Origin of the sequence: Streptomyces sp. NPDC059169, assembly GCF_042755225.1 — a bacterium.
Lineage (GTDB): Bacteria > Actinomycetota > Actinomycetes > Streptomycetales > Streptomycetaceae > Streptomyces.
Genome location: NZ_JBHZCF010000014.1, coordinates 45,291 through 65,394, shown reverse-complemented (window position 1 = coordinate 65,394; position 20,104 = coordinate 45,291). Strand labels below are relative to the sequence as shown.

General features: G+C 70.5%; 12 protein-coding genes and 1 pseudogene. 8 read left to right on the top strand and 5 right to left on the bottom strand.

Going from position 1 to position 20,104, the window contains the following annotated elements:
• Window positions 1–422: 422 nt before the first annotated feature.
• Complete coding sequence (locus tag ACFXOM_RS24595; RefSeq protein ID WP_384941209.1) at window positions 423–1,706, bottom strand: PAS domain-containing protein; 1,284 nt, start codon at window positions 1,704–1,706, stop codon at window positions 423–425.
• 353 nt (window positions 1,707–2,059) lie between these two features.
• Here ACFXOM_RS24595 and ACFXOM_RS24590 point away from each other — a divergent pair, with 353 nt between their 5' ends.
• From ACFXOM_RS24590 to ACFXOM_RS24560, 7 genes are all read left to right on the top strand, one after another.
• Window positions 2,060–3,433: an acetyl-CoA carboxylase biotin carboxylase subunit family protein gene (locus ACFXOM_RS24590; RefSeq protein ID WP_384941207.1), complete on the top strand. Its 1,374-nt coding sequence runs from the start codon at window positions 2,060–2,062 to the stop codon at window positions 3,431–3,433.
• Between the two features lie 76 nt (window positions 3,434–3,509).
• Window positions 3,510–5,522, top strand: coding sequence for a PEP/pyruvate-binding domain-containing protein (locus tag ACFXOM_RS24585; protein ID WP_384949246.1), 2,013 nt, complete (start codon window positions 3,510–3,512; stop codon window positions 5,520–5,522).
• Window positions 5,519–6,880, top strand: a complete 1,362-nt coding sequence (locus ACFXOM_RS24580; protein ID WP_384949243.1) for an MFS transporter — start codon at window positions 5,519–5,521, stop codon at window positions 6,878–6,880. Before ACFXOM_RS24585 ends, ACFXOM_RS24580 begins: the two co-directional genes overlap by 4 nt.
• 583 nt (window positions 6,881–7,463) lie before the next feature.
• Window positions 7,464–7,838 (top strand): hypothetical protein, encoded by a 375-nt coding sequence (locus ACFXOM_RS24575; RefSeq protein WP_384941201.1) that lies wholly within the window; start codon window positions 7,464–7,466, stop codon window positions 7,836–7,838.
• A 73-nt stretch (window positions 7,839–7,911) separates the two neighbouring features.
• The gene (locus ACFXOM_RS24570) at window positions 7,912–8,490 is read left to right on the top strand and encodes a carbonic anhydrase (protein ID WP_384941199.1); all 579 of its coding nucleotides are present in this window, start codon (window positions 7,912–7,914) and stop codon (window positions 8,488–8,490) included.
• Window positions 8,487–9,965 carry a SulP family inorganic anion transporter gene (locus ACFXOM_RS24565; RefSeq protein WP_384941197.1) on the top strand — a complete coding sequence of 493 codons (1,479 nt, stop codon included), beginning with the start codon at window positions 8,487–8,489 and terminating at the stop codon, window positions 9,963–9,965. The genes ACFXOM_RS24570 and ACFXOM_RS24565 overlap by 4 nt, the downstream gene beginning before the upstream one ends.
• Before the next feature lie 219 nt (window positions 9,966–10,184).
• On the top strand, window positions 10,185–11,486 hold the full coding sequence (locus tag ACFXOM_RS24560) for an SGNH/GDSL hydrolase family protein (protein WP_384941195.1): 1,302 nt from the start codon (window positions 10,185–10,187) through the stop codon (window positions 11,484–11,486).
• 33 nt (window positions 11,487–11,519) lie between these two features.
• Here the strand turns inward: ACFXOM_RS24560 and ACFXOM_RS24555 are convergent.
• The 4 genes and pseudogenes from ACFXOM_RS24555 to ACFXOM_RS24540 form a co-directional block, all read right to left on the bottom strand.
• A pseudogene (locus tag ACFXOM_RS24555) lies at window positions 11,520–12,909 on the bottom strand (MFS transporter); the annotation flags it as partial.
• Window positions 12,910–13,424: 515 nt separating this feature from the next.
• A complete protein-coding gene (locus ACFXOM_RS24550; RefSeq protein ID WP_385039273.1) occupies window positions 13,425–14,870 on the bottom strand; it encodes a glyceraldehyde-3-phosphate dehydrogenase in 1,446 nt (481 codons plus the stop codon).
• 607 nt (window positions 14,871–15,477) lie between these two features.
• Window positions 15,478–16,923 (bottom strand): MFS transporter, encoded by a 1,446-nt coding sequence (locus ACFXOM_RS24545; RefSeq protein ID WP_384941181.1) that lies wholly within the window; start codon window positions 16,921–16,923, stop codon window positions 15,478–15,480.
• A 1,059-nt stretch (window positions 16,924–17,982) separates the two neighbouring features.
• Window positions 17,983–18,705: a winged helix-turn-helix domain-containing protein gene (locus ACFXOM_RS24540; protein ID WP_384941179.1), complete on the bottom strand. Its 723-nt coding sequence runs from the start codon at window positions 18,703–18,705 to the stop codon at window positions 17,983–17,985.
• 68 nt (window positions 18,706–18,773) lie between these two features.
• Between ACFXOM_RS24540 and ACFXOM_RS24535 the strand changes: the two genes are divergently transcribed.
• Entirely contained in the window at window positions 18,774–19,445 is a 672-nt protein-coding gene (locus ACFXOM_RS24535; protein WP_384948618.1) for a flavin reductase family protein, read from the top strand.
• Window positions 19,446–20,104 lie beyond the last annotated feature (659 nt).

The window sequence follows — 20,104 nt, the reverse complement described above, 5'->3', positions numbered from 1 at the left end:
CGGCTTGCGCGTGACGACCTCCTCCCCTCCCTCTCCTCCCCCCCCCTCCCGCCCCCCTCCCCCCCGCGCCCCGGCCGAGCCGTCTCCGCCTGCACTCCACCGCCGGGACGTACGAGGTCGAGCGGCTTGGTGTGTCCGCGGACCTGTGCCCCTGGTCGAACGCCGCGGGCTGCGTCGTCCCGGAACGGCCCCGCAGCGGACCGGCCGGACGAGCGGATCCGCCCCGCGCTGCCGACCCGCTCGTGCAGCCACGGGGCGCGCGCCCGTCGACGCGTCGTCACTCACACCCGCGGGTCGCCGTACCGGTCGGAGGGCGCCCGGCCGGAGGCGTCCGGCGTTCACCGCTCCGCACGGCTCGTTGGACGTGGAGCGGGCGGTGCGTCGACGCCGCTCGCGCCGAAGCCTTCCCACCCGGACGCACGTCAGGCCGTACTCAGCGGATGGGTGGCAGTGGCGGATCGCGGGGGCCACGCCTGCGGGGAGAGGATCCCGAGGACGTACGCCCGGGCGACGAGGGCCGGCCGGGTGGCGGCACCGAGGAGTTCCCGCAGCCGACTCAGGTGGTAGTCGACGGTCTGCCGCGACAGATGTAACGATCCTGCGATCTCCGCATTGCTCCGTCCGGCGGCGAGCAGGGCGAGGATCCGGACCTGACTGGCCGTCAAAGCACTGTGGGCTTCGTGGCGCAGGCCGACCTGGGTGACGACGGTCCATACGCCGGCCGACCGGCCCGCGGCGTGACCGGTCGCGGTGAGGTGGAGTCGTGCGCGGTACAGACCGCGGTCGCCGTCGACGAGGACGGCGGGCGTCTGGACACTCCTGCGGCGACCGCCGATGAGGTCGTTCCAGAGTCTGCGCAGCACCGCCCGCTCGGGCGTCTCGGCGAGCAGGTCGTCGGCCGGCAGGCCGACGAGGTCGGAGAGTCGGATGCGCAGCAGGTCGGTGACGGCGGTGCTCGCCTCCGCAACCAGGCCGTCGGCGGATATGCGGACGCACGGCAGGCCGCTGTGGTCCCGTAGGGCGCGCAGGTCGTCCTCCACCTCGCGGCGCTGGTCGAGCGCCCGCTTGTAGTCGGTGATGTCGACGTAGATCCCGGCCACGCAGCGCCGTGCACCCCAGATCACGGGGAACCGGTACCCCGCAGCATGTGCGGACGTCCCGTCGGGTCGCCGGTAGGCGAGGGTGTGCCGGACGGGTTTGCCGCCGGTCAGGACGTCGTGGTCGAGTGCGTGGAAACGCACGGCGTCGTCGGGGCCGTCGACGTCCGCGAGGTGCCTGCCGATGATCTTGTCGCGCGTCGTGCCGTACAGATGGGCATAGGCGTGGTTGGTCCACAGGTAGCGGCCCGCGGCGTCGCGGACGAATGCCGCCGCAGGAGTGAGGTCGGCGAACGACGCGAACGGGTCCGTGCCGTCGGGCCGCCCGTTCACTTCGATCGCGACCCCTCTGCTCCGGTCGTCACCGCCCGCTCCCGCCGGCCAGTTCACGTCGAACGTCCGCCCCTCGAAGCGGGTTTGCCAGGGGCCTTTCGCCGGTGGGTGGGGCGCATCGGCGAGGTCCGCACGTAACGCGTCGAGGAAGCGGCGGGTCGTGCCCTCGTCACCGAAGGCGCCGCCGCCGCTGTCGACGACTCTCCGTCCGCCGTCTGCCTCCCACCAGGAGACCGGGAGGTGTGCCAACAGCGACTTGAAATCGACCTCGTCCACGGCCAAACTCCTTCAATTTTGCATCACGCTACTTCTGGTGACACGGCATGCGTATCCCGTGAGGGCGTCGTCATGCCGAGCCCGGACGAATCGCGACGCAAGCGCCCGGGCTCGCCACCCGCCCGCCGCTATCGCATCACGGAACCTTCACAAGCCATCAATCACGTGGGCGAGTAGGGCATTTGCCTGATTCGTTCGAGGCCGAGGCGCGCGGCACCACGGTCTGCGGGTGCTTCGCTTGAAGGAGCGCGCGGGCGGGTGCAGCCACTCCCCCACCCGGACCCACCCGCGCACCGCGCCCCGCGCCGGGGCGCGCCCCGTACACGTCCACGGATCAGAGGAGTTGGGTACTGGTGAGCAAGGTGCTGTACGTGCACGCCAAGGGCGGCCCGCCACTGGGCCACGCCCTGACGCGGGTTGCCGCGAGGTCTGCGGTGCACCTGCTGGCGCTCAGCGAACTCCCCGCGTCGGTCGCCGCGGACGCCGCCGGGCTCTGCGTCTCGGTCGCCGCTCCCGGGCCGGAGCAGTGGGAGGACCTGGTGGAGCTCATCGCCCGCCGGGCGCGCGAGGTGGGCGCGGACGCCGTCGTCACGTTCTCCGAGTACGCGGTGGTGGCCGTCGCGGAGGCGGCGCGGCTGCTCGGTCTCGCAGGTGCCGGCGCGGCTGCGGCCCTCGCCCGGGACAAGCGCTCGATGCGCGACGTCTGGGAGCGGCACGGTGTTCCGCAGCCGCGTTTCCGTGCCGTCGCCTCGCTGGCGGACCTGGAAGCCGCCGCCGCGGAACTCTCCTTCCCGCTCCTGCTCAAGGCCGCTTGGAGCGCCGGCTCCACGGCTCACCAGATCATCCGGTCGCGCTCGGAGGTGGAGCCGGCATGGGACCGTTCGCGTGCCGTCATGGCGGAGTCGGCGCAGCTCGGCTACGCGGAGCTGCACGTCTCCGGGGCCGGCGCGGACTTCATCGTCGAGGAGATCGTCACCGGCTGTGCCGAGGAGTGGTTCGACGGTTCCGGGTGGGGTGACTACGTCAGTGTCGAAGGCGTCGTCGCCGACGGGCTCTTCCGGCCGGTGTGCCTGAGCGGGCGCATGCCGACGGTCGCCCCTTTCACCGAGCGCGCCGGAATCACCCCGGCAGCTCTGGGGGCCGGGGCGCAGGAGCGGGTCGTGGAGCTCGCACGGCGTGCCGTGGAGGCTCTCGGGTTGGAGGACTGCGGCACCCACACGGAGATCAAGCTGGGTTCCGACGGCCGCATGTGGGTGATCGAGACGGCGGCCCGGTTCGGCGGGGCCATGACCGTGCCGCAGATCGAGGAGGTCTTCGGTGTCGATCTGGTCGGGATGTTCACCGACCAGCTTCTTCACCGGCCGGTCGAGTGGCCCGCGCACACCCTCAGGCCCGACGAGGCGAAGGGTGCCGCCGGTTCCCTCGTGGTGCTCGCCGTGGACGGCGACGGGGAGCCGTGGGTGCGCCGGCACGTCTGGGACTCCCGCACGGTGCTGCGGTCCGCGCCGCTCAGCGCGGGCAGTACGCTCTCCGTCGTCACGGAGAGTTCCCTTTCCGACGGCACGACCGTGCCGGTGTACGACCCGGCCGGCGGTGCGAACACGATGGCGGCCCTGTGCCTGTTGTCCGCCGACGACCCGCAGACGGTCGTCCACGACTTCACCTCGCTCGTGAACGCCCTGCCGCTGTTCCTGCCCACCGCTGCGGGCGAGGAGGTCACCGCGTGACGCACCGCCAGCCCGGCTCTCACCGGAACCCGACCACGAACCGGCAACTGTTCCCCGCAGAAAGGATGGTGGACCAATGACCACGGTGTCCGACGAGGCGGCGGTGCCGGGGGCCGTGGGCGACGGCACCGTCGTCGGCGCGAACCTGTCGCTGCCGTTGTTCCGCGCTCTGTCCGGTGTGCTGGCGGGCCATCCGTACCTGAAGGTCGTCGTCGACCGGCGCGAGGACACCTGGCACGTTCTCGACACGCGGGTCCACCCCTTCCACGTGAACTACATCGCGACCCGTGTTCTCGGTCTGAGTCTGGCGGAGCTCGACGCCGACCTCGACGCGTTCAACGCCTCGGTGTACACGGACCCCGAACGACGCTTCCTGCTGGGTGTGTTGTCCCTGCACACCAACGCTGACCCGGACGGCCACGAGCGTCCCTTCCTGGTCCTCGAGACGACCGAGGCCGACACGATGCACGGGGTGCTCCTGGAGGAGTTCTACGGATTCGTGCGCGGCCGGGTCGACGGACGGCTCCCGCTGCTGCTGAAGCCCGCCAACCACGGTCAGGAGCACGAGCTGGCCTCGGTCAGCGAGATGCGGGTTCCGCGCATCCTCAGCCACGAGCTGTTCGGCAGTCGGACCCGCACCTGTCTGAATCCCGGCGAGGCACGCGGTCGCTTGCGCTACTTCCGCACGACGGACGAGTACCAGGCGATCGCTGAGGACCTCGGGTGGTCCGACATCGTCGCGATGCCGTGCCTTCCCGATGACGTGCCGCGCGTCGCAGGTTTCATCAACACCGCTCCCATCACCCCGCTTTCGCACACCAACGTGCTCGCCTCGGGCTGGGGCATTCCCAACGCCATCGTCCGGGACCTCGACGAGCTCGTCGACAAGGAGGACCTGGAAGGGGCCTGGGTGCGCTACCGGGTGCGGGAGGACGAGATCTCCCTCGAGGCGCTGGCGTCCGCGCCGGCCCTGGAGAAGCCCACCTGGCACCAGCAGCGCATACGCCTCGGGGCACCGTTGCTCGGCGACGCGCCGGTGCTCGCACTGCACCGGCTGCGCAGGGACGATCGTGACGCCTACGGCACGAAGGCGGCCAACCTCGGGGAACTCCACCACGTTCTGGACAGCCGCACGGCAGACCTGACCGTGTTCCACACGCGCCCCCGTCCGCCGCGCAGCGACCTGCTGGCCCACCTCGCGGCCCGCCTCGGCGAACCGGGGGCAGCGGTGGACCGACTGCGATCGGCTGCAGCGGAGCTCGTGGGGCGCACGGTCCGGGCGCCCGAGGGCGTGGCCCTGCCGTTCTCCCTCCACCACGCCTTCCTGATCTCCTCGGCCGCGCTGCAACAAGGCATAGGAAAGCTCAAGATGGCACTGGAACTCGAGGCGTTCGACGTCATCGACCCGCTGTGCCTGCACCTGCAGCACCTGGTGCGCCACACACCGCTACCGGAAGACGTGGCGCGGCAGGTCACCGGGGCCGTGCCCGAAGCGCTCGCCTCGGGGAGCCGGCTCGTGGTCCGTTCCTCCTCCAACGCCGAGGACCTGCCCGGCTTCTCCGCCGCGGGCATCTACGACTCGGTCACCACCGTACGCGGCACGGCAGAACTCCTGGACGCGGTACGCCAGGTGTGGGCCTCACTGTTGTCACCACGGGCCGTTCGCCTGCGGCACCAGGTCGGGATTTCGCTCGACGACACGTACATGGGGGTGATCGTCCAGAGTTACGTCCCCGCAGAACTGGGCGGGGTGCTGGTCACGTGCAACCCGACGCGCCCCGAGGACTTCCGCAACGTGTACGTCAACTGCACCCCCGGCTCGCCCGAGCGGATCGTCGACGGAACGACCCTGCCCCAGCAGTACCTCTACAACACGGTCGAGGGCGGCGGTCGCACGGTGGCCGTCGGGGCCTCGGGTGAGGACCTTCCCACCGCGACCCGGTCGGGACTGGCCCAACTGGCTTTGACGGGCCGTCTGCTGCAGTCCCACTTCAGCGAGGAGGACCCCGATGACGCGCTCGACATCGAGTGGTTGATGACCGCCGAGGGGACGTTCCGCCTGGTCCAGATCCGGCCGTACGCCCGATGAGGCACCGTATCCCGATCCGGCGGTCCGTCCGGACGTCCCGGCCCGTCCCCGGACCCGCCGCACGGCGCATCATCCGGCTCAACAACGGGTTTCAGCTGTTGTTCAACCTCCTGTGGTGGATGCCCGTCTTCTACGCCTACCAACGCGACGCGGGGTTGTCCGACGGGCAGATCTTCGGCATCCAGAGCATCTACTACATCGCCTTCTGCCTCTTCGAGATACCCACCGGGGTCGTCGCGGACCGCATCGGGGCGCGCAACTGCCTGCGTGCCGGGGCAGTGGTGATGACCGCGGCGAACCTCATGCCCGTGCTCGCTCCGTCGTACCCCGGATTCCTGTTGCACTTCCTGGCCATTGCCGCAGGGCGGTCGCTCACCTCGGGGGCGGCGAGCGCCTACCTCTACGACGGGCTGCACGCCGCGGGAGCCGGCGACCACTACCTCAGGGCGGAAGGCACGGCCCGTGCTCTCGGACTCGCCGCCAAGGTCGTGTGCTGGCCGCTCGTGGGGCCGCTGATGGTCCTGGCGCCGCACACGCCGTACGTGCTCAGCGCCGCCAGTGCCGCGGGCTCGCTGGCGTGCGCCCTCGCGCTTCCGCGGCTCGCACCGCGGGGGACGGGCGCCGGGCCGCGGCGGGAAGAGCGGCAGCGGGCCGCGTTCCTGCGCGATGCCGGCGCCGCGGTGCGCTGCCTGCGGGCGAGCCCGTGGCTCGCCGTGGTGATGGTGCAGGGCGTGGCCGTGTTCACCCTGTCGCGCATCTGCCAGGTCAACCTGTTCCAGCCGATCCTCCTGGACCACGGCATCGCCGAGAGCACGCACGGCACCGTGCTGGCGGCGATGACGGTCGCCGAGGCCGTGGCCTCGGCACGCCCCCAATGGCTCAGCAGTAGGCTGTCGCCGGCGGCGTGGGTGTCCGTTCTGAGCGTGGCCCTCGCCGCGACCCTTGCAGGTGCCGCCGTCGGCGGACCGTGGTCCGTCGTCGTGATGCTGTGCGTGTTCGCTGCCATCACGGGATTCGTCTACCCGGTGCAGCGCAAGCTGATGAACGATGCGATACCCCCGGACGCACCCCGGGCCACCTTGCTGTCGGTGGAGAGCATCGTGGACCGGGGCGTGTGTGCGCTGGCCGCCGTCGCGGTCGGTGCCTATCTGGCGGCGGGCCGTCTGGACGCCCTGCTGTGGCAGAGTGCGGCAGCGACGTGCGTGTTGATCCTCGCGATCCACCTGGTGCTGCGCCGCCGCACGGGGGCGCCGGCCCCGGTGGCCGGGGGCGCCGGGGCACGCGGGGGAACCGTGCCGCCTCAGGACAACCCCGTCCCGGTGCCGGTGGACGAGAGCGCGGCCCCGGCACCGCGCTGACTCCCCCGGCCCGGCCGGGTGGCACCGCCGCGGGCGCCCGGACCGCAACGCGTGCGTCGGCGGGGTTGCCCGGCCGGGCCGGCCGCGGGACGCCTCGGTCACACGCACGAACGGGGAACAGAAACCGCATGCAGCGCCCCTCTTCGAGACCGTTGCGTCGAGGACGCATCCGCGGCGCGGAGCGCCGGGCCCGGGCCCGGGCCCGCAACGAACCGCGGCCGGCGGCGGGCCGCCCGCATCCGGCTCACCGAGCATGCGGCGCCGAGCAGTGCGGGATCGGCCGACGGCTGCGGCGCGCCCGCGCCATGAGCGGGTCCGGGCGCCCTCACCTCCGCCCCACGGGCGCCGGGCGACGGTCGCGACCCTCCCGCGCGGTGCCGCCCTTCCCGACCAGGCACCGTCGACACGTTTCGGCCGAACAGGGCATGCATGTGCGCCAAGAAAACCGCACTTTCAGGCTCTCTTGCGCCCCGGCAACGTTGCGTTAACCCTGCGGGCGACTTTGCCGGGTTACGGTCTACCTTGACCAACTGTTGACCAGCACTTGGTTCTTGCGCGACGTACGAACGTTCGGGGAGGGCGCGTGTCCAGATGTGCGGCGGCCCGGCCGACGGTGCGCCTGTTCGTCCCCGTTCTCCTCCTACTGAACCTGTTCGCAGTCGTGTACGCGGACCGACATCCCGGCCAGGTGGAACAGCTCGGGCCGGCAGCCTCGGCCACCGCGCTGCTCGAGGCGCCCGTCGCCAACCACGACGCCCAGGGCTGCGAGAACGCTCCCCTGTTCGTGCGGGATCGGCACCGCGCGGCCTCTGGGCGACGGTCGGTACCCGACCGTCCCGTGCCCGGCCGGATACCGGCGCCCGCCCCGGCCACCGCCGGCCCCGGCCGATCGGACGACGAAGGAACCAGACCTCCATCGGGCCTCTCGCCCGCGAAACTCCAGGTCTTCCGCTGCTGAGGGGCTGACCGTCCCCCCACTGTCCTGCAAGCCCGACGCGCCGTGACGGCGCGCCAGGAGGATCCGACACATCATGCAGCCCCTCATCGACAACGCGCGCGCCTTCGGCCGGCGACCGGAGGAGTTCACGCGACTTGCCGACGGCCAGTCCCCACAGGTGCTGTTCATCACCTGTTCCGACTCGAGGGTCGTCCCCGCCCTGATCACCGGCGCCCGCCCCGGGGAACTCTTCGAACTGCGCACCGCGGGCAACATCGTCCCCCCGAACGACTCCCGGCACCCCACCGGTGAGGCCGCGACCATCGAGTACGCCGTGGAAGTGCTGGGCGTCCAGGACGTCGTGGTCTGCGGTCACTCACACTGCGGGGCCGTCGGCGCCCTGGTGCGCGGCGACGACCTGACGGCAGTTCCCGCCGTACGCGACTGGCTCGCGCACGCAACACCGCCTCCGTCCGGTACGACAGACGATCCGACCGTCGCCGAAGGCGTTCAGAACCACGTCCTGACCCAGCTCCTCCGGCTGCGCTCCTACCCGTGCGTGGCACGCAGACTCAGCGACGGCCGACTGAACCTGCACGCCTGGTACTACGAGGTCCACACGGGATCCGTCTTGGCGCACCACGCGGACACCGACGCCTTCGAGGCGCTGTGAGCACCGCGACGTCGGGGTCCGCTACCCGATTCGCCTACCTGCGGCAGGACTTCACAGCGTCCGTCGTCGTCTTCCTGGTCGCCCTGCCGCTGTGCGTCGGGGTGGCCGTGGCCTCCGGGGTCCCGGCCGAACTCGGACTGGTCACCGGCATCGTCGGGGGCATCGCCACGGGACTGATGCGCGGCAGCAGCCTCCAGGTCTCCGGGCCGGCCGCCGGTCTCACCGTGCTCGTCTTCGAGGCGGTACGGGAGTTCGGGCTGCCGGTGCTCGGTGTGATCGTGCTCGCCACGGGCGCGCTGCAGATCCTCATGGGGGCGCTGCGGCTGGGACGCTACTTCCGGGCGATCTCCGTATCCGTGGTCGAGGGCATGCTGGCGGGCATCGGACTCGTGCTGATCGCGGGGCAGTTGTACGTGATGACCGCCGCGACGGCACCCGCGTCGGGAACGGGCAAGCTCGCCGCGCTGCCGTCGACCTTCCTGCGGGCGGCGGGGTCACCCACGGCCGTGGCCTCCTTCTTCGTGGGAGCCGGAGCGATCACCGTTCTGGTGCTGTGGAAGCGCGTACCCCGGATGCTGCGCACCGTGCCCGCGCCGCTCGCCGCGGTCGGACTGGCCACGCTGGTGGCGTCGCTGGCCGGACTGCCCGTCGCCACGGTCGAGGTGAAGGGGCTGCTCGGTTCCGTACAGCCCCCTCCCCTGGCGTCCTTCGGGGAGCTGGCCTCCGTCGGCGTGCTCGGCACGATCGTCGCGTTCACACTGATCGCGTCGGCCGAGTCGCTGTTCAGCGCCGCGGCCGTGGACCGGCTCCACGACGGCCCCCGTACCGAGTACGACAAGGAACTGGTGGCACAGGGCACCGGGAACGTGGTGTGCGGCGCACTCGGTGCGCTGCCGTTGACCGCGGTGATCGTCCGCAGTGCGGCGAACGTGCAGGCGGGGGCGCGTACCAAAGCGTCCCGGGTGCTCCACGGAGTCTGGCTACTGCTCTTCGCCGCGCTGCTGCCCTCGGTGCTGGCCTACATCCCCATCCCCGCTCTCGCCGGCGTCCTCGTCTACTCCGGTGCCAAGTTGATCCCCGTTCGCGCCCTCGTGTCGCTGTGGTACGGGCACCGGGGTGAGGTCCTGGTCCTCGTGGTCACGGCCGTGTCCATCGTCGCCGTCAGCATGTTCGAGGGCGTGCTCATCGGTCTGGCGCTGGCTGTGGCGAAGACCGCCTGGGATGCCTCGCACGTACGTCTGGAGGTCGTCGACAAGGGCGCCGGCCCCGTCCAGGCACACCTGTCGGGCAATGCGACCTTCCTGCGCTTGCCGAAGATCCTGGACAGCCTGGAGTCGCTGCCCCAGGACCGCCCGGTCGAACTCGACCTGTCGGGACTCCACCACCTCGACCACGCCTGCCGTACCGCGTTGGAAGCGTGGGCGGCCCGACACAGTGCGGAGGGAACGGAGCCGGTGAGGGTCAAGGCGGTGTAGCCCGCCGGGACTCCGCCGAGCGGCGGGGCGTTGGCCGGCCCGGCCGTCGCGGCCGGGTCGGCGTCACCGGGGACCGTGCGGGCCGCTCCCGTGCTGACGGGGCGACAATCGTAGGCGTAGGCGAACGCTCGCGGTCAGGGGGCGGCACCCCCCTTCCCGGCCGGAGGTCTCCCGGGGGTGCCCCATCGAGCCTGCGGAGCCGTGTCGGATGATGTGCCCATGAAGACCCAGCGGGCCGAGCCCGGCCTGTGCGCCGCGCTCATCGCGCTGACCGTGCTCATCTGCAGCGCGATCCTCACGACGTTCGCCCTCACCGGCCCCGACGACGGGCCGCGCTCCGGGGCGGAAGCCGGATCCGCCGCTCGGCACGGCGGAGCGACGGCCCGGGCGGTGGGTACGGCGGACTGGGTGGGAACGTGGTCCGCTTCGCCGGGGGAGGCCGGCAGTGCCCCCACCGACGGCCACACCGTGCGCAACGTCGTCCACACGAGCCTCGGCGGAAGCCGGGCGAGGATCACCCTCTCCAATCTCCTGGGCACAGAGCCGCTGCACATAGGCAACGCTTCCGTCGCCGTGGCGGCGGACGGCGCCGCCGCGGTGCCGGGCACCCTGCGCGAAGTGTCGTTCGCCGGACGGCCGTCGGTCACCGTGTGGCCGGGCGAGCAGGTCGTCAGCGACCCTGCAGTCCTTCCCGTGCCCGAGGACGGTCACCTCCTGGTCACGGTGCACGTGCCCGCGCCGGGCTCGGGCACGGTCACCCTGCACGCACGGGCCCGGCAGACCTCGTACCTCGCCGCTGGGAACAGGACCCTGGACACACAAGGATCCGCCTACACGATGCGCACGACGTCGTGGCACTACCTGACCGCCGTCGACGTCCTCAACCCGTCCGCACGCGGCACGGTGGTGGCCATCGGCGACTCCCTCACCGACGGCACGGGCTCCACACCGGGGGCGGACCGGCGGTGGACCGACGTGCTGGCTGCCCGGCTGCGCGAGGGCCGTTGGGGCTACGGAGTCGTCAACCAGGGGATCAGCGGGAACCGCGTCCTCCGCAACGGCACGGGCCCGAGCGCAGTCTCCCGCTTCCAACGCGACGTGCTCGACCGACCCGGAGCACGCGTCGTCGTGATCGCGCTGGGCATCAACGACATCATCCGCCCACCGGCACCGGCGGACCCGGCGGCGCTCACGACCGGTCTGCGGCAACTCGCCGAACGGGCACGGGCCCGCGGTCTGCGCGTCGTCGGCGCAACCCTCATGCCGTTCGAAGGGCACCGCCGATACACCCCCGCGCTCGACGCAGTACGGGAGCAGGTGAACGCGGCCATCCGCGGGGGCACGCTCTTCGACGCCGTCCTCGACTTCGACCGTTCACTACGCGACCCGCGCGCTCCCCACCGGCTCGACCCGGCGTACGACTGCGGGGACCACCTCCACCTGAACGACGCCGGGTACGCCAGGATGGCGGGGAGCGTGGACCTCGCCACGCTGATCGGTGACGGGTCGGCCCGGCTCTGACGCCCGACGCAGCCGGCTGACGGCCCGTACTGCTCAGGTCCCGGGGTTCGACGGCCCCGCCGGAACGAGCTCCGCCTCGCCGCTCGCGATGGCGGGCGGCGAGCCCTCCAGGGGCTGACCGGCGGTCTCCTTCATCCGCAGCACCGCGATCACGCCGATCAGTGCGGCCGCCATCGCGTAGTAAGCGGGCATCAGCGTGTTGCCGGTCGCATCGATCAGTGCGGTGATGACCAAGGGCGTGGTGCCGCCGAACAACGACGCGGAGACGTTGTAGCCGATGGCGAGTGCACCGTAGCGGACCGGCGTCGGGAAGAGGGCCGGCAGGGCCGCCGACATCGTGCCGAGCAGGCACACCAAGGACAGCCCGAGCAGCAGCACACCCGCAGTGATCGCCGGGAAGCCGCCCTGACGGATCAACAGGAACGAGGGCAGCGAGAGGAAGAAGAAGCCGAGCATGCCGGTCATCAGCAGAGGCTTGCGGCCGAAGCGGTCGCTCAGCCGTCCTACCGGGTTGATGACCAGCATCAGGCAGACCATGACCAGGATCAGGACGAGCAGGCCGTGGGTCTCGCTGTAGCCGAGCTCGCTGGAGAGGTACGTCGGCATGTACGACAGCAGCATGTAGTCGCAGACGTTGTACGCGGCGACGAGGCCGACGCAGAGGACGAGGGTCGGCAGGTGGCGCCGGAAGATGTCGGCGATGTCACCCGTCGCTGAGGTCTCCTTCACGTACGCCCCGTCGGCTGCCCGGGCGCTGTCCTCTTCGAGCCTCAGGAACGCGGGGGTCTCGTCCAGCTTCAGGCGCAGGTACAGGCCGACCAGGCCGAGCGGTCCGGTCACGAGGAACGGGACCCGCCAGCCCCAGTCCGCCATGGCCGAAGTGCCGAGCCCGGCGGTGAGGACCATGACCAGCCCTGCTGCACCGACGTAGCCGGCGAGGGTGCCGAGTTCGAGGAAGCTGCAGTAGCGGCCTCGGCGCCTGTCCGGGGCGTACTCGGCGATGAACGTGGCCGCACCGCCGTACTCGCCGCCCGTGGAAAAGCCCTGGACCAGCCGGAAGAAGACCAGCAGGGCGGGGGCCCAGAAGCCGACGGCCGCGTACGAGGGGAGCACACCGATCCCGAACGTACCCACGGCCATCAGGACGATCGTCAGCGCCAGGACCTTCCTACGGCCGATCTTGTCGCCCATCGGGCCGAAGACGAGCGCCCCGAGGGGGCGCACGACGAACGCGATGGCGAAGGTCGCGAAGGACGCAAGGAGTTGGATGGTCCCGTTGCCCGAAGGGAAGAACACCTGGCCGAGGGTGGCGGCCAGGTAGCTGTAGATGCCGAAATCGAACCACTCCATGGCGTTGCCCAAGCGCGGCCGCTCTCACGGCCCGCCTGACGGCGACCTCGTCGGTGACCGTGACGTCGCGGCGTCCGTCCCCCCGGCCGGTGTGCTCCATGGCCGGTCCCTTCGCAGCAGGTACGGAAGGCATCTACACGATCGGCGCCCTCGCAAACCGCAGTACGGCCGACCGGCGGACGGCGTTCCCACTCGCACTGCCGTATCCCCCGCCGGAGAGCCGTCCGGTGGCGCGTGCGGCGCGCAGCGGGCCGCCCACTCGCGTGGACCGCTCGGTGACACGTGCCGGCGGTCAAGGGACGGCAAGGGAGCGGTCCCGACATCGTCGGCGCCACGGCGATCTCCCGGACGACCGGCGCCGCACGCGTGGACGCGGCCAGGGGCGTCGCGGACCCGGCGGGCCCGACGCGCCGGCTCGCATGCAGCGCCACCGCACGGGTCGCCCATGCCGACGGCGTCGGCAGTGGTCCAGGAGCTGCGCGCCCGCTCACGGGCCGGTGGCACACAGTGGGGCGGCCCACGGTGCAGTGCACCGTGGGCCGCCCCACTACCGCCGTGCCCGTCCGAAGTCCGGACGGTCGGCCGGGATCAGAGCACGGGAGCCGGGTAGGTCGGGTACTCCACCCCGGAGACATGCTGAACGACACGGATGACCTGGCACGAGTAGCCGAACTCGTTGTCGTACCAGAGGTAGAGGATCGCGCTGTCGCCGTCCACCTTGGTGGCGCCTGCGTCGACGATCGATGCGTGGCGCGATCCGATGAAGTCGCTCGACACCGCGTCGGGCGCACTGATGAAGTCGATCTGACGCTTCAGCGGCGAGGTCAGCGACACCTTGCGCAGGTAGTCGAGGACCTCCTCGCGGGTGGCCTCCCGGCCGAGCCGCAGGCTGAGGATCGCGATCGAGACGTCCGGCACGGGGACGCGGATCGAGCTACCGGTGATCGGCGCCTTGAGGTCGGGCAGCGCCTTGGCCACGGCGGAGGCGGCGCCCGTCTCGGTGATGACCATGTTGAGCGGCGCCGAGCGGCCGCGTCGATCGGCCTTGTGGTAGTTGTCCAGCAGGTTCTGGTCGTTGGTGAACGAGTGGACCGTCTCCACGTGGCCGCGCAGGACGCCGTACTCGTCCGCCATCGCCTTCAGCGGCGGGACGATCGCGTTGGTGGTGCAGGACGCGCAGGACAGGATCTGCTCGTCCGGCTTGATCATGTCGTGGTTGACGCCGTGCACGATGTTCGGGACGTCGCCCTTGCCCGGAGCGGTCAGGACGACCTTGTCGATGCCGGGACGCAGGTGCTTCGAGAGGCCCTCGCGGTCGCGCCACTTACCGGTGTTGTCGATCAGGATGGCGTTCTTGATGCCGTACGCCGTGTAGTCGACCTCCGACGGATTGGACGCGTAGATCACCTTGATCTCGTTGCCGTTGGCGACGATGGTGCTGTTCGCCTCGTCGACGGTGATCGTGCCCTGGAACTGGCCGTGAATGGAGTCACGGCGCAGCAGCGAGGCGCGCTTGACGATGTCCTGGTCACCTCCCTGGCGGACGACGATGGCGCGCAGCCGGAGACCGTTGCCGGAGCCTGCCTTCTCGATGAGCAGGCGGGCGACGAGGCGGCCGATGCGGCCGAAGCCGTAGAGGACGACGTCACGCGGCTCACGACGCTCGATCTTCTCGGCACCGGTGGCGCCCGCGACGGCCCCCGCGGCGAACTCCTGCACCGACAGACCGCGGTCGTCGGCCTTGTACGTCGCGGCGAGCATCCCGATGTCGATCTGGGACGGGCCGAGATCGAGCATGGTCAGGGCCTGGAGGAACGGCATCGTGTCGGTGACGGAGAGTTCCTCACCCGCGATCTGCCGGGCGAACCGGTGGGTCTTCAGGATGCTGACCACCGACTTGTTCACCAGGGAGCGGCTGTGAAGCAGGACGGTGACGTCCCGCTCCCGATGCAGCTTCCCGATGATCGGGATCATCGACTCCGCGATCTCCTCGCGGTTCTTCCAGTTTGTGAACGAGTCCTCGTTGACAGTCACAGGATTATCTTTCGAGCTAGGCGGTGCTCATATGCTAACCCCCCTGGCTCTCCGGCCGTTCAGGTGGCCCCGGCCGAACGCCGCACCTCCAGAGGACCCCTGGCACAACGGCGCCCGACTTTTCCTGTATGTGAAATACCAGTGCCCCATTTAGGCATGCTAAGCCTGTTTTCGATGATGCTGGATCAACAGCATGGTTCTCACCCGGAACGGCCAGTGGGCCCGGCCGGAGACTCTGCTGCCGACGGGCGTCAGGCCAAGGCGCCCAGGCGTGGACGCGGCGGCAGCTGACAGACGACATACGGCGACAGGCTCGGACCGGTGCTCCCTGACGGGAGGCACCAAGACGTCGTGGGTCGTGGGAGACGGGTCCATGACCTGTTCCAGCACTGGCAGCGGGACGGCACCTGGGCAATGATCCCACCCGGCTCCGGGCAGAGACGGACGCGAAGGACCTGATCACCTGGGACGTCGACGTCGACTCCACCGTCTGCCGGACCCACCGGCACACCGCGGGAACCGCGAGCATCTGGTGGTTCACGCCACGGGCGGACACCCCGTGGACACGTGCCTCGACGATGGCCGCGTAGAGAGGTGATCTCAGCGTTCAGTCGGCGGAGGTGCCGACGCTCGGTGGCATCAACCGTGCGGCGAGCATCGCGAGGAGGACCGTGGCCGCGGCACTTCCGAACGCGATCCAGCGCAGCACGGTCTCGATGGCTTCGCCCAGGCCTGGCCCCCTGCCGCCGACCTCGATGGCCAGGGCGGTGACGGTGACGAACAGGCCCGCGACCCCGATCACGATGCTGAGTGTGACGCCTGATGCCTGGCCGACCCGCTGGGGCGGGACGACCGTCTGGGTGCCGACACTGGCCATGGCCCACCCGATGCCGTACCCGAGACCGTTCATGGCGAGGCCGGGGAGAAGGGAGCCGAAGCCTCCGGCGAGGGAGACGAGGAAGGTTCCCACGCCGCCGACGAGGGTCGCAGCCGCGATGGCGCGTGGAATGTCGAAGCGTTCGCCGAGCCGGCCCGCCAGAGGACCGCCGACAGCCGCACCCAGGGAGACTGGCAGAAAGACCAGACCGGCCGCGAGTGGTGTGCGCTTCTCCACCTCCTGGAGGTAGATCGTGATGCAGTACACGGAGGAGGTGACGCTGACGTTGGCGACGGTCGCCATGACGGTGACGATCACATAGGGCACGTTGCGGAACAAGTCGAGCGCAACCAGCGGCCAGCGTGCGACCCGTTCCCAGAGAACGAATGCCACCAGCAGCAGGACCCCGGCCGCGAAGACGCCAACTGTCGCGCCTGCGGGCCAGACAGCCAGGCGGTCGACGGCCAGCGTGACGGCGGAGATACCCAGTGCCACCGCGACCAGGCCGGGCAGGTCGATCGAACGCGGCACCGTGGTGTCACGCGACTCGCGCACCCCCACCCACACGGCGAGGGCGGCCGCTGCGGTTAGCGGGACGTTGATCAGGAACACCAGCCGCCAGCTGACCAGCTGGGTCAACCCGCCGCCGACCACCGGGCCGAGCGCCAGGCCGACGGCGCCGATCCCGTAGGCGTTGCCAATCGCCCGCATCGTCTGGTCCTGGGGAAAGGCATCGGTGATCACCGCGACGGAGAGCGGGAACAACAGGCCCGCCCCCGCCCCCTGGGCGACACGCAACACGATGACGACGCTCGCGCTGGAGGCGAGACCGGCGCCGAGCGAGCAGAGACCGAACACGGCCAGACCCGCCATCAGCATCTGCTTGCGGCCGAGGATGTCCCCGAGCCGTCCGCCCGGGATCAGGCACGCCGCCAGCGCCAGCATGTAGCCACTGACCGCCCACTGCAGGCCCGTCACGGTCGTGTTGAGCTCCGAAGCCATCCGGGGCAGCGCCAGGTTGAAGGCGAGGAAGTCGAGCTGGGGGACGAAGATGCCCAGGGACGCGGAGATCAGTGCCAGGCCCGTGCGCGGTCCGGGCGCGGTCCGGGCGACACCTGAGGGCGCCGACCTTGCGCCCCGGCCGCGTCGACGTGACGGAAGGCGTGGACCGGACATGTATCTCCCTACATCCGCACCGTGAGGCGCGCCGACAGAGCTGCCCACGCGCGCGGCACGGTCCACACCTGATGGCCGCGACGGCGCCCCCTGGGACGCCGGAATGGGTACCGATCGTCTCCCCGCATATTCTGCGCATCCAGCAACCCTCGGGTGTGTAATGAATCGCGATTTCGAGAAGAGTCTCAAGAGCGCGGGACGCGACGTTCCGCCGGTCTTGTCATCGCCCGATGGCGTGACGTTGAGGCATCACTGCCGGCCAGACGTTCGAGTTTCGCTCGCCCTGCAGCATCGCCGGAAAACTCCTCGGAATGTTCCCCCGACGGCAGGCGAGGATGGCCCCGTTGTGGCCTTTCACGGCTGGCCGGACGGACGCGGAGTCGGGGTGTGGGGTGCCCACCCGTGGCCTTCGGGGCGTGCTCCAGCCCGATCCAGCCATCGACCTACATCCTCTGACCTGCTCGTTTTCCATTCTCGCTCCCATGATCGACATCAGCCGAAAGGGGGGCGAATGGACCGCGGCGTGGCCTTCCTGTGGGCCGCGTTGTTCCGTCGGGGGGTGGCTGCCTCAGGCGACGTTCGCCCTGTCCACGACCTTGCGTAGGCGCTCGTCCTGGGCATGCTTGTTCCGCCAGACGATGTGGTGGCGGATTTCGCGTAGCCGTCACACCGGCCGCTGCTGTCCCTCTTCCGGTCGCTTCCCACAACGCGGCCGTCCGCCAACGCCCAGAACGGAACACCTGGTCAGAGCAGGTGAAGTAGCTGGATGGCAGCCGATGGCCGCACGTTGAGCAGGTGGGGCCGCGCCCGATCGTGTGGTCGGCCATGAGGTCCAGGCCCCGCCGTAGCGTCGGATTTGCCGGAGCCACGCCGCCTTGCACGCGGTCCGAGCAGTACCGGCGCCGCCGACGACATTCACGTGCGCCCGCAGCAGTCCCACCAGCCGTTGGCGCGCGAGAACGATCATGGTCGGTAGGTGTGTGGGTCGGCAACGAACGACTGGCTGCGTCACCGTGAAGCGCGGGCAACGGACAGCGTCTGGCTGGGTGGGATCGGTGCTCATCTGAGGGCGGTGTGCGGCTCGTCGGATAGGCCGAGGTGGGCATGAAGCGCCCGCCGACCGATTTCGGTGAGAGCGACGGCACGGCTGGTGCCGATCCGAGTGATCCAACCAGAGTCGAAGGCGTGACGGCAGATGGCGGCACCGACGGCACCGGCCAGGTGAGGGCGGCGTTCGGTCCAGTCCAGGCACGAACGGACGGGTGGACGCCGCGTGGCGGGCGGTAGCACGATGCCGAGTTCGGCCAGCCAGCCGATCCCGTTGCCGGTGAGCGTCAGACCCTGCTCCCAGTCCAGGAGCCCCCGGTCGGTCATCGCCTCGGTGATCGCGACCCCGAGGGCGCCCGCGAGGTGGTCGTAGCACGTACGGGCGCGAGCCAATGCCCGGCTCCGGTTGACAGCGGGCAGTGAGCGGGGCGTGGTGACGCGTCGAGGCGCCATGGAGGCAAGGGTCTCGATCAGTTGGGCGGTTTCGGGACCGGCGAGGCGAACGAAGCGATGACGGCCCTGACGCTCCTGCTCGAGCAAACCTGCGCCGACCAGGAGGTTCAGGTGCTCGGTCGCAGTCGAGGCGGCAACCCCGGCATGTCGCGCCAACTCGGTCGCGGTCCATGCCCGACCGTCCAAGAGGGCCAGGCAGAAATCTGCGCGGGTGCCGTCCGCCAGAAGTCCGGCCAGAGCGGCCAGGTCCGGACCCTCCAGGTGCACGTCATGGTTTCTCATTGCCGTCCATCATCCACCAGCGATCCTTCGGCGAGGGCCGAAGAATCCTCACCCTACGGTCGACTCCCATGGACACCGCGACACCCAGCACCATGCCCGACAACGCGTCGGCCGCCCATGTGACCATAGAGCCGAGCATCCTGTACTTCGGAACGCCGGTCGTACTGCTTTCGACCGAGAGCGAGAACGGCTCGTTCAACCTGGCGCCGATGTCCTCGGCCTGGGCACTCGGCCACGTTGTTGTCCTCGGTCTGGGCACCGGGGGACAGACCGCGCACAACCTCCTCAACCGCCCCGGTCTCGTGGTCAGCCTCCCCGCGCCCGCCCAGTGGCCGGCGGTGGAGCGGCTGGCGCCGCTGACCGGACGCAACCCGGTACCCGTCGACAAGCAGGACGCCTTCCGTTTCGAGCCGGACAAGTTCGCCGCTGCCGGCCTGCGACCTGAACCCTCCGAGTTGGTCCGGCCGCCCAGGGTCGCCGGATGCCCTCTCCAGTTGGAGGCCCACGCTGCCCGGGTCCAACCCGATGCCTCCGGGGCGTTCCTCATCGTGGAAGCTCACGTGCTCAGGGTTCACGCCGATCCGCACATCGTCGTCCCCGGCTCCCAGCACATCGACCCGGCCGCGTGGAGCCCACTGATCTACAACTTCCGCCACTACTACGGACTGGGCCCCGAACTCGGCCACAGCTTCCGCTCCCAGACGCCCCGACAAGGCCACTGGCCGCTTGAAAGCCGGTAGACGTGACCGGTCAGCAGCCCGAGGGGGTCCGGCATGAGATCGCGGCGATCATCGACCCGCATGCCCGGACCGCCATCGTCATGGGCGAGTTCCGCCGCCGCCTGCTGACCGAAAGTAAGCGAACACCGTTCCCGGCCGCCGAGATCGAGCGGATCCGAGGGGCTGCGGTCACGGCGTCCCACCGAGGCCGTGCCTCTGCACGGGAACCATGTCAGGTAGGTGTCGGGGCGGGCGGTGTGCGGGGACCGAGGCGGCGCCGAACCAGTCGTCCAGGCCGGTCTTCCCGGCCGCCGCGTGGCAGTTCCCCGGTCCGCAGATCGGGCGGGGCCCGCAAAGACCGGTCGACGGGGTGCCCGGACAGGCAGTCCGTGTAGCGCGTGCAGGGTGGTGAGCTTGCCCGGGTGGATGTGGTCGGGTCCTCGACGTACACGGACAGCTTCTGGTGGGAGAGGCGGTTCGCGGCGGCGAGACGTCCCCACTCTGCGGGTGGGGGACCACGGGTGGGAGCGGGGCCGTTCCTGGCGTCCAGGGGGCGGTGGTGACTTCGTGCCCGGTTGGTGCTGCGTTTGCGCCCAGCGCCCCCCCGCCCACCAGAAAGACCCTCTCCGGGCCCGCCCCGTGGGGGGTCCCCTGTTCTCCCCCCCACCCCCCCCTTCCAC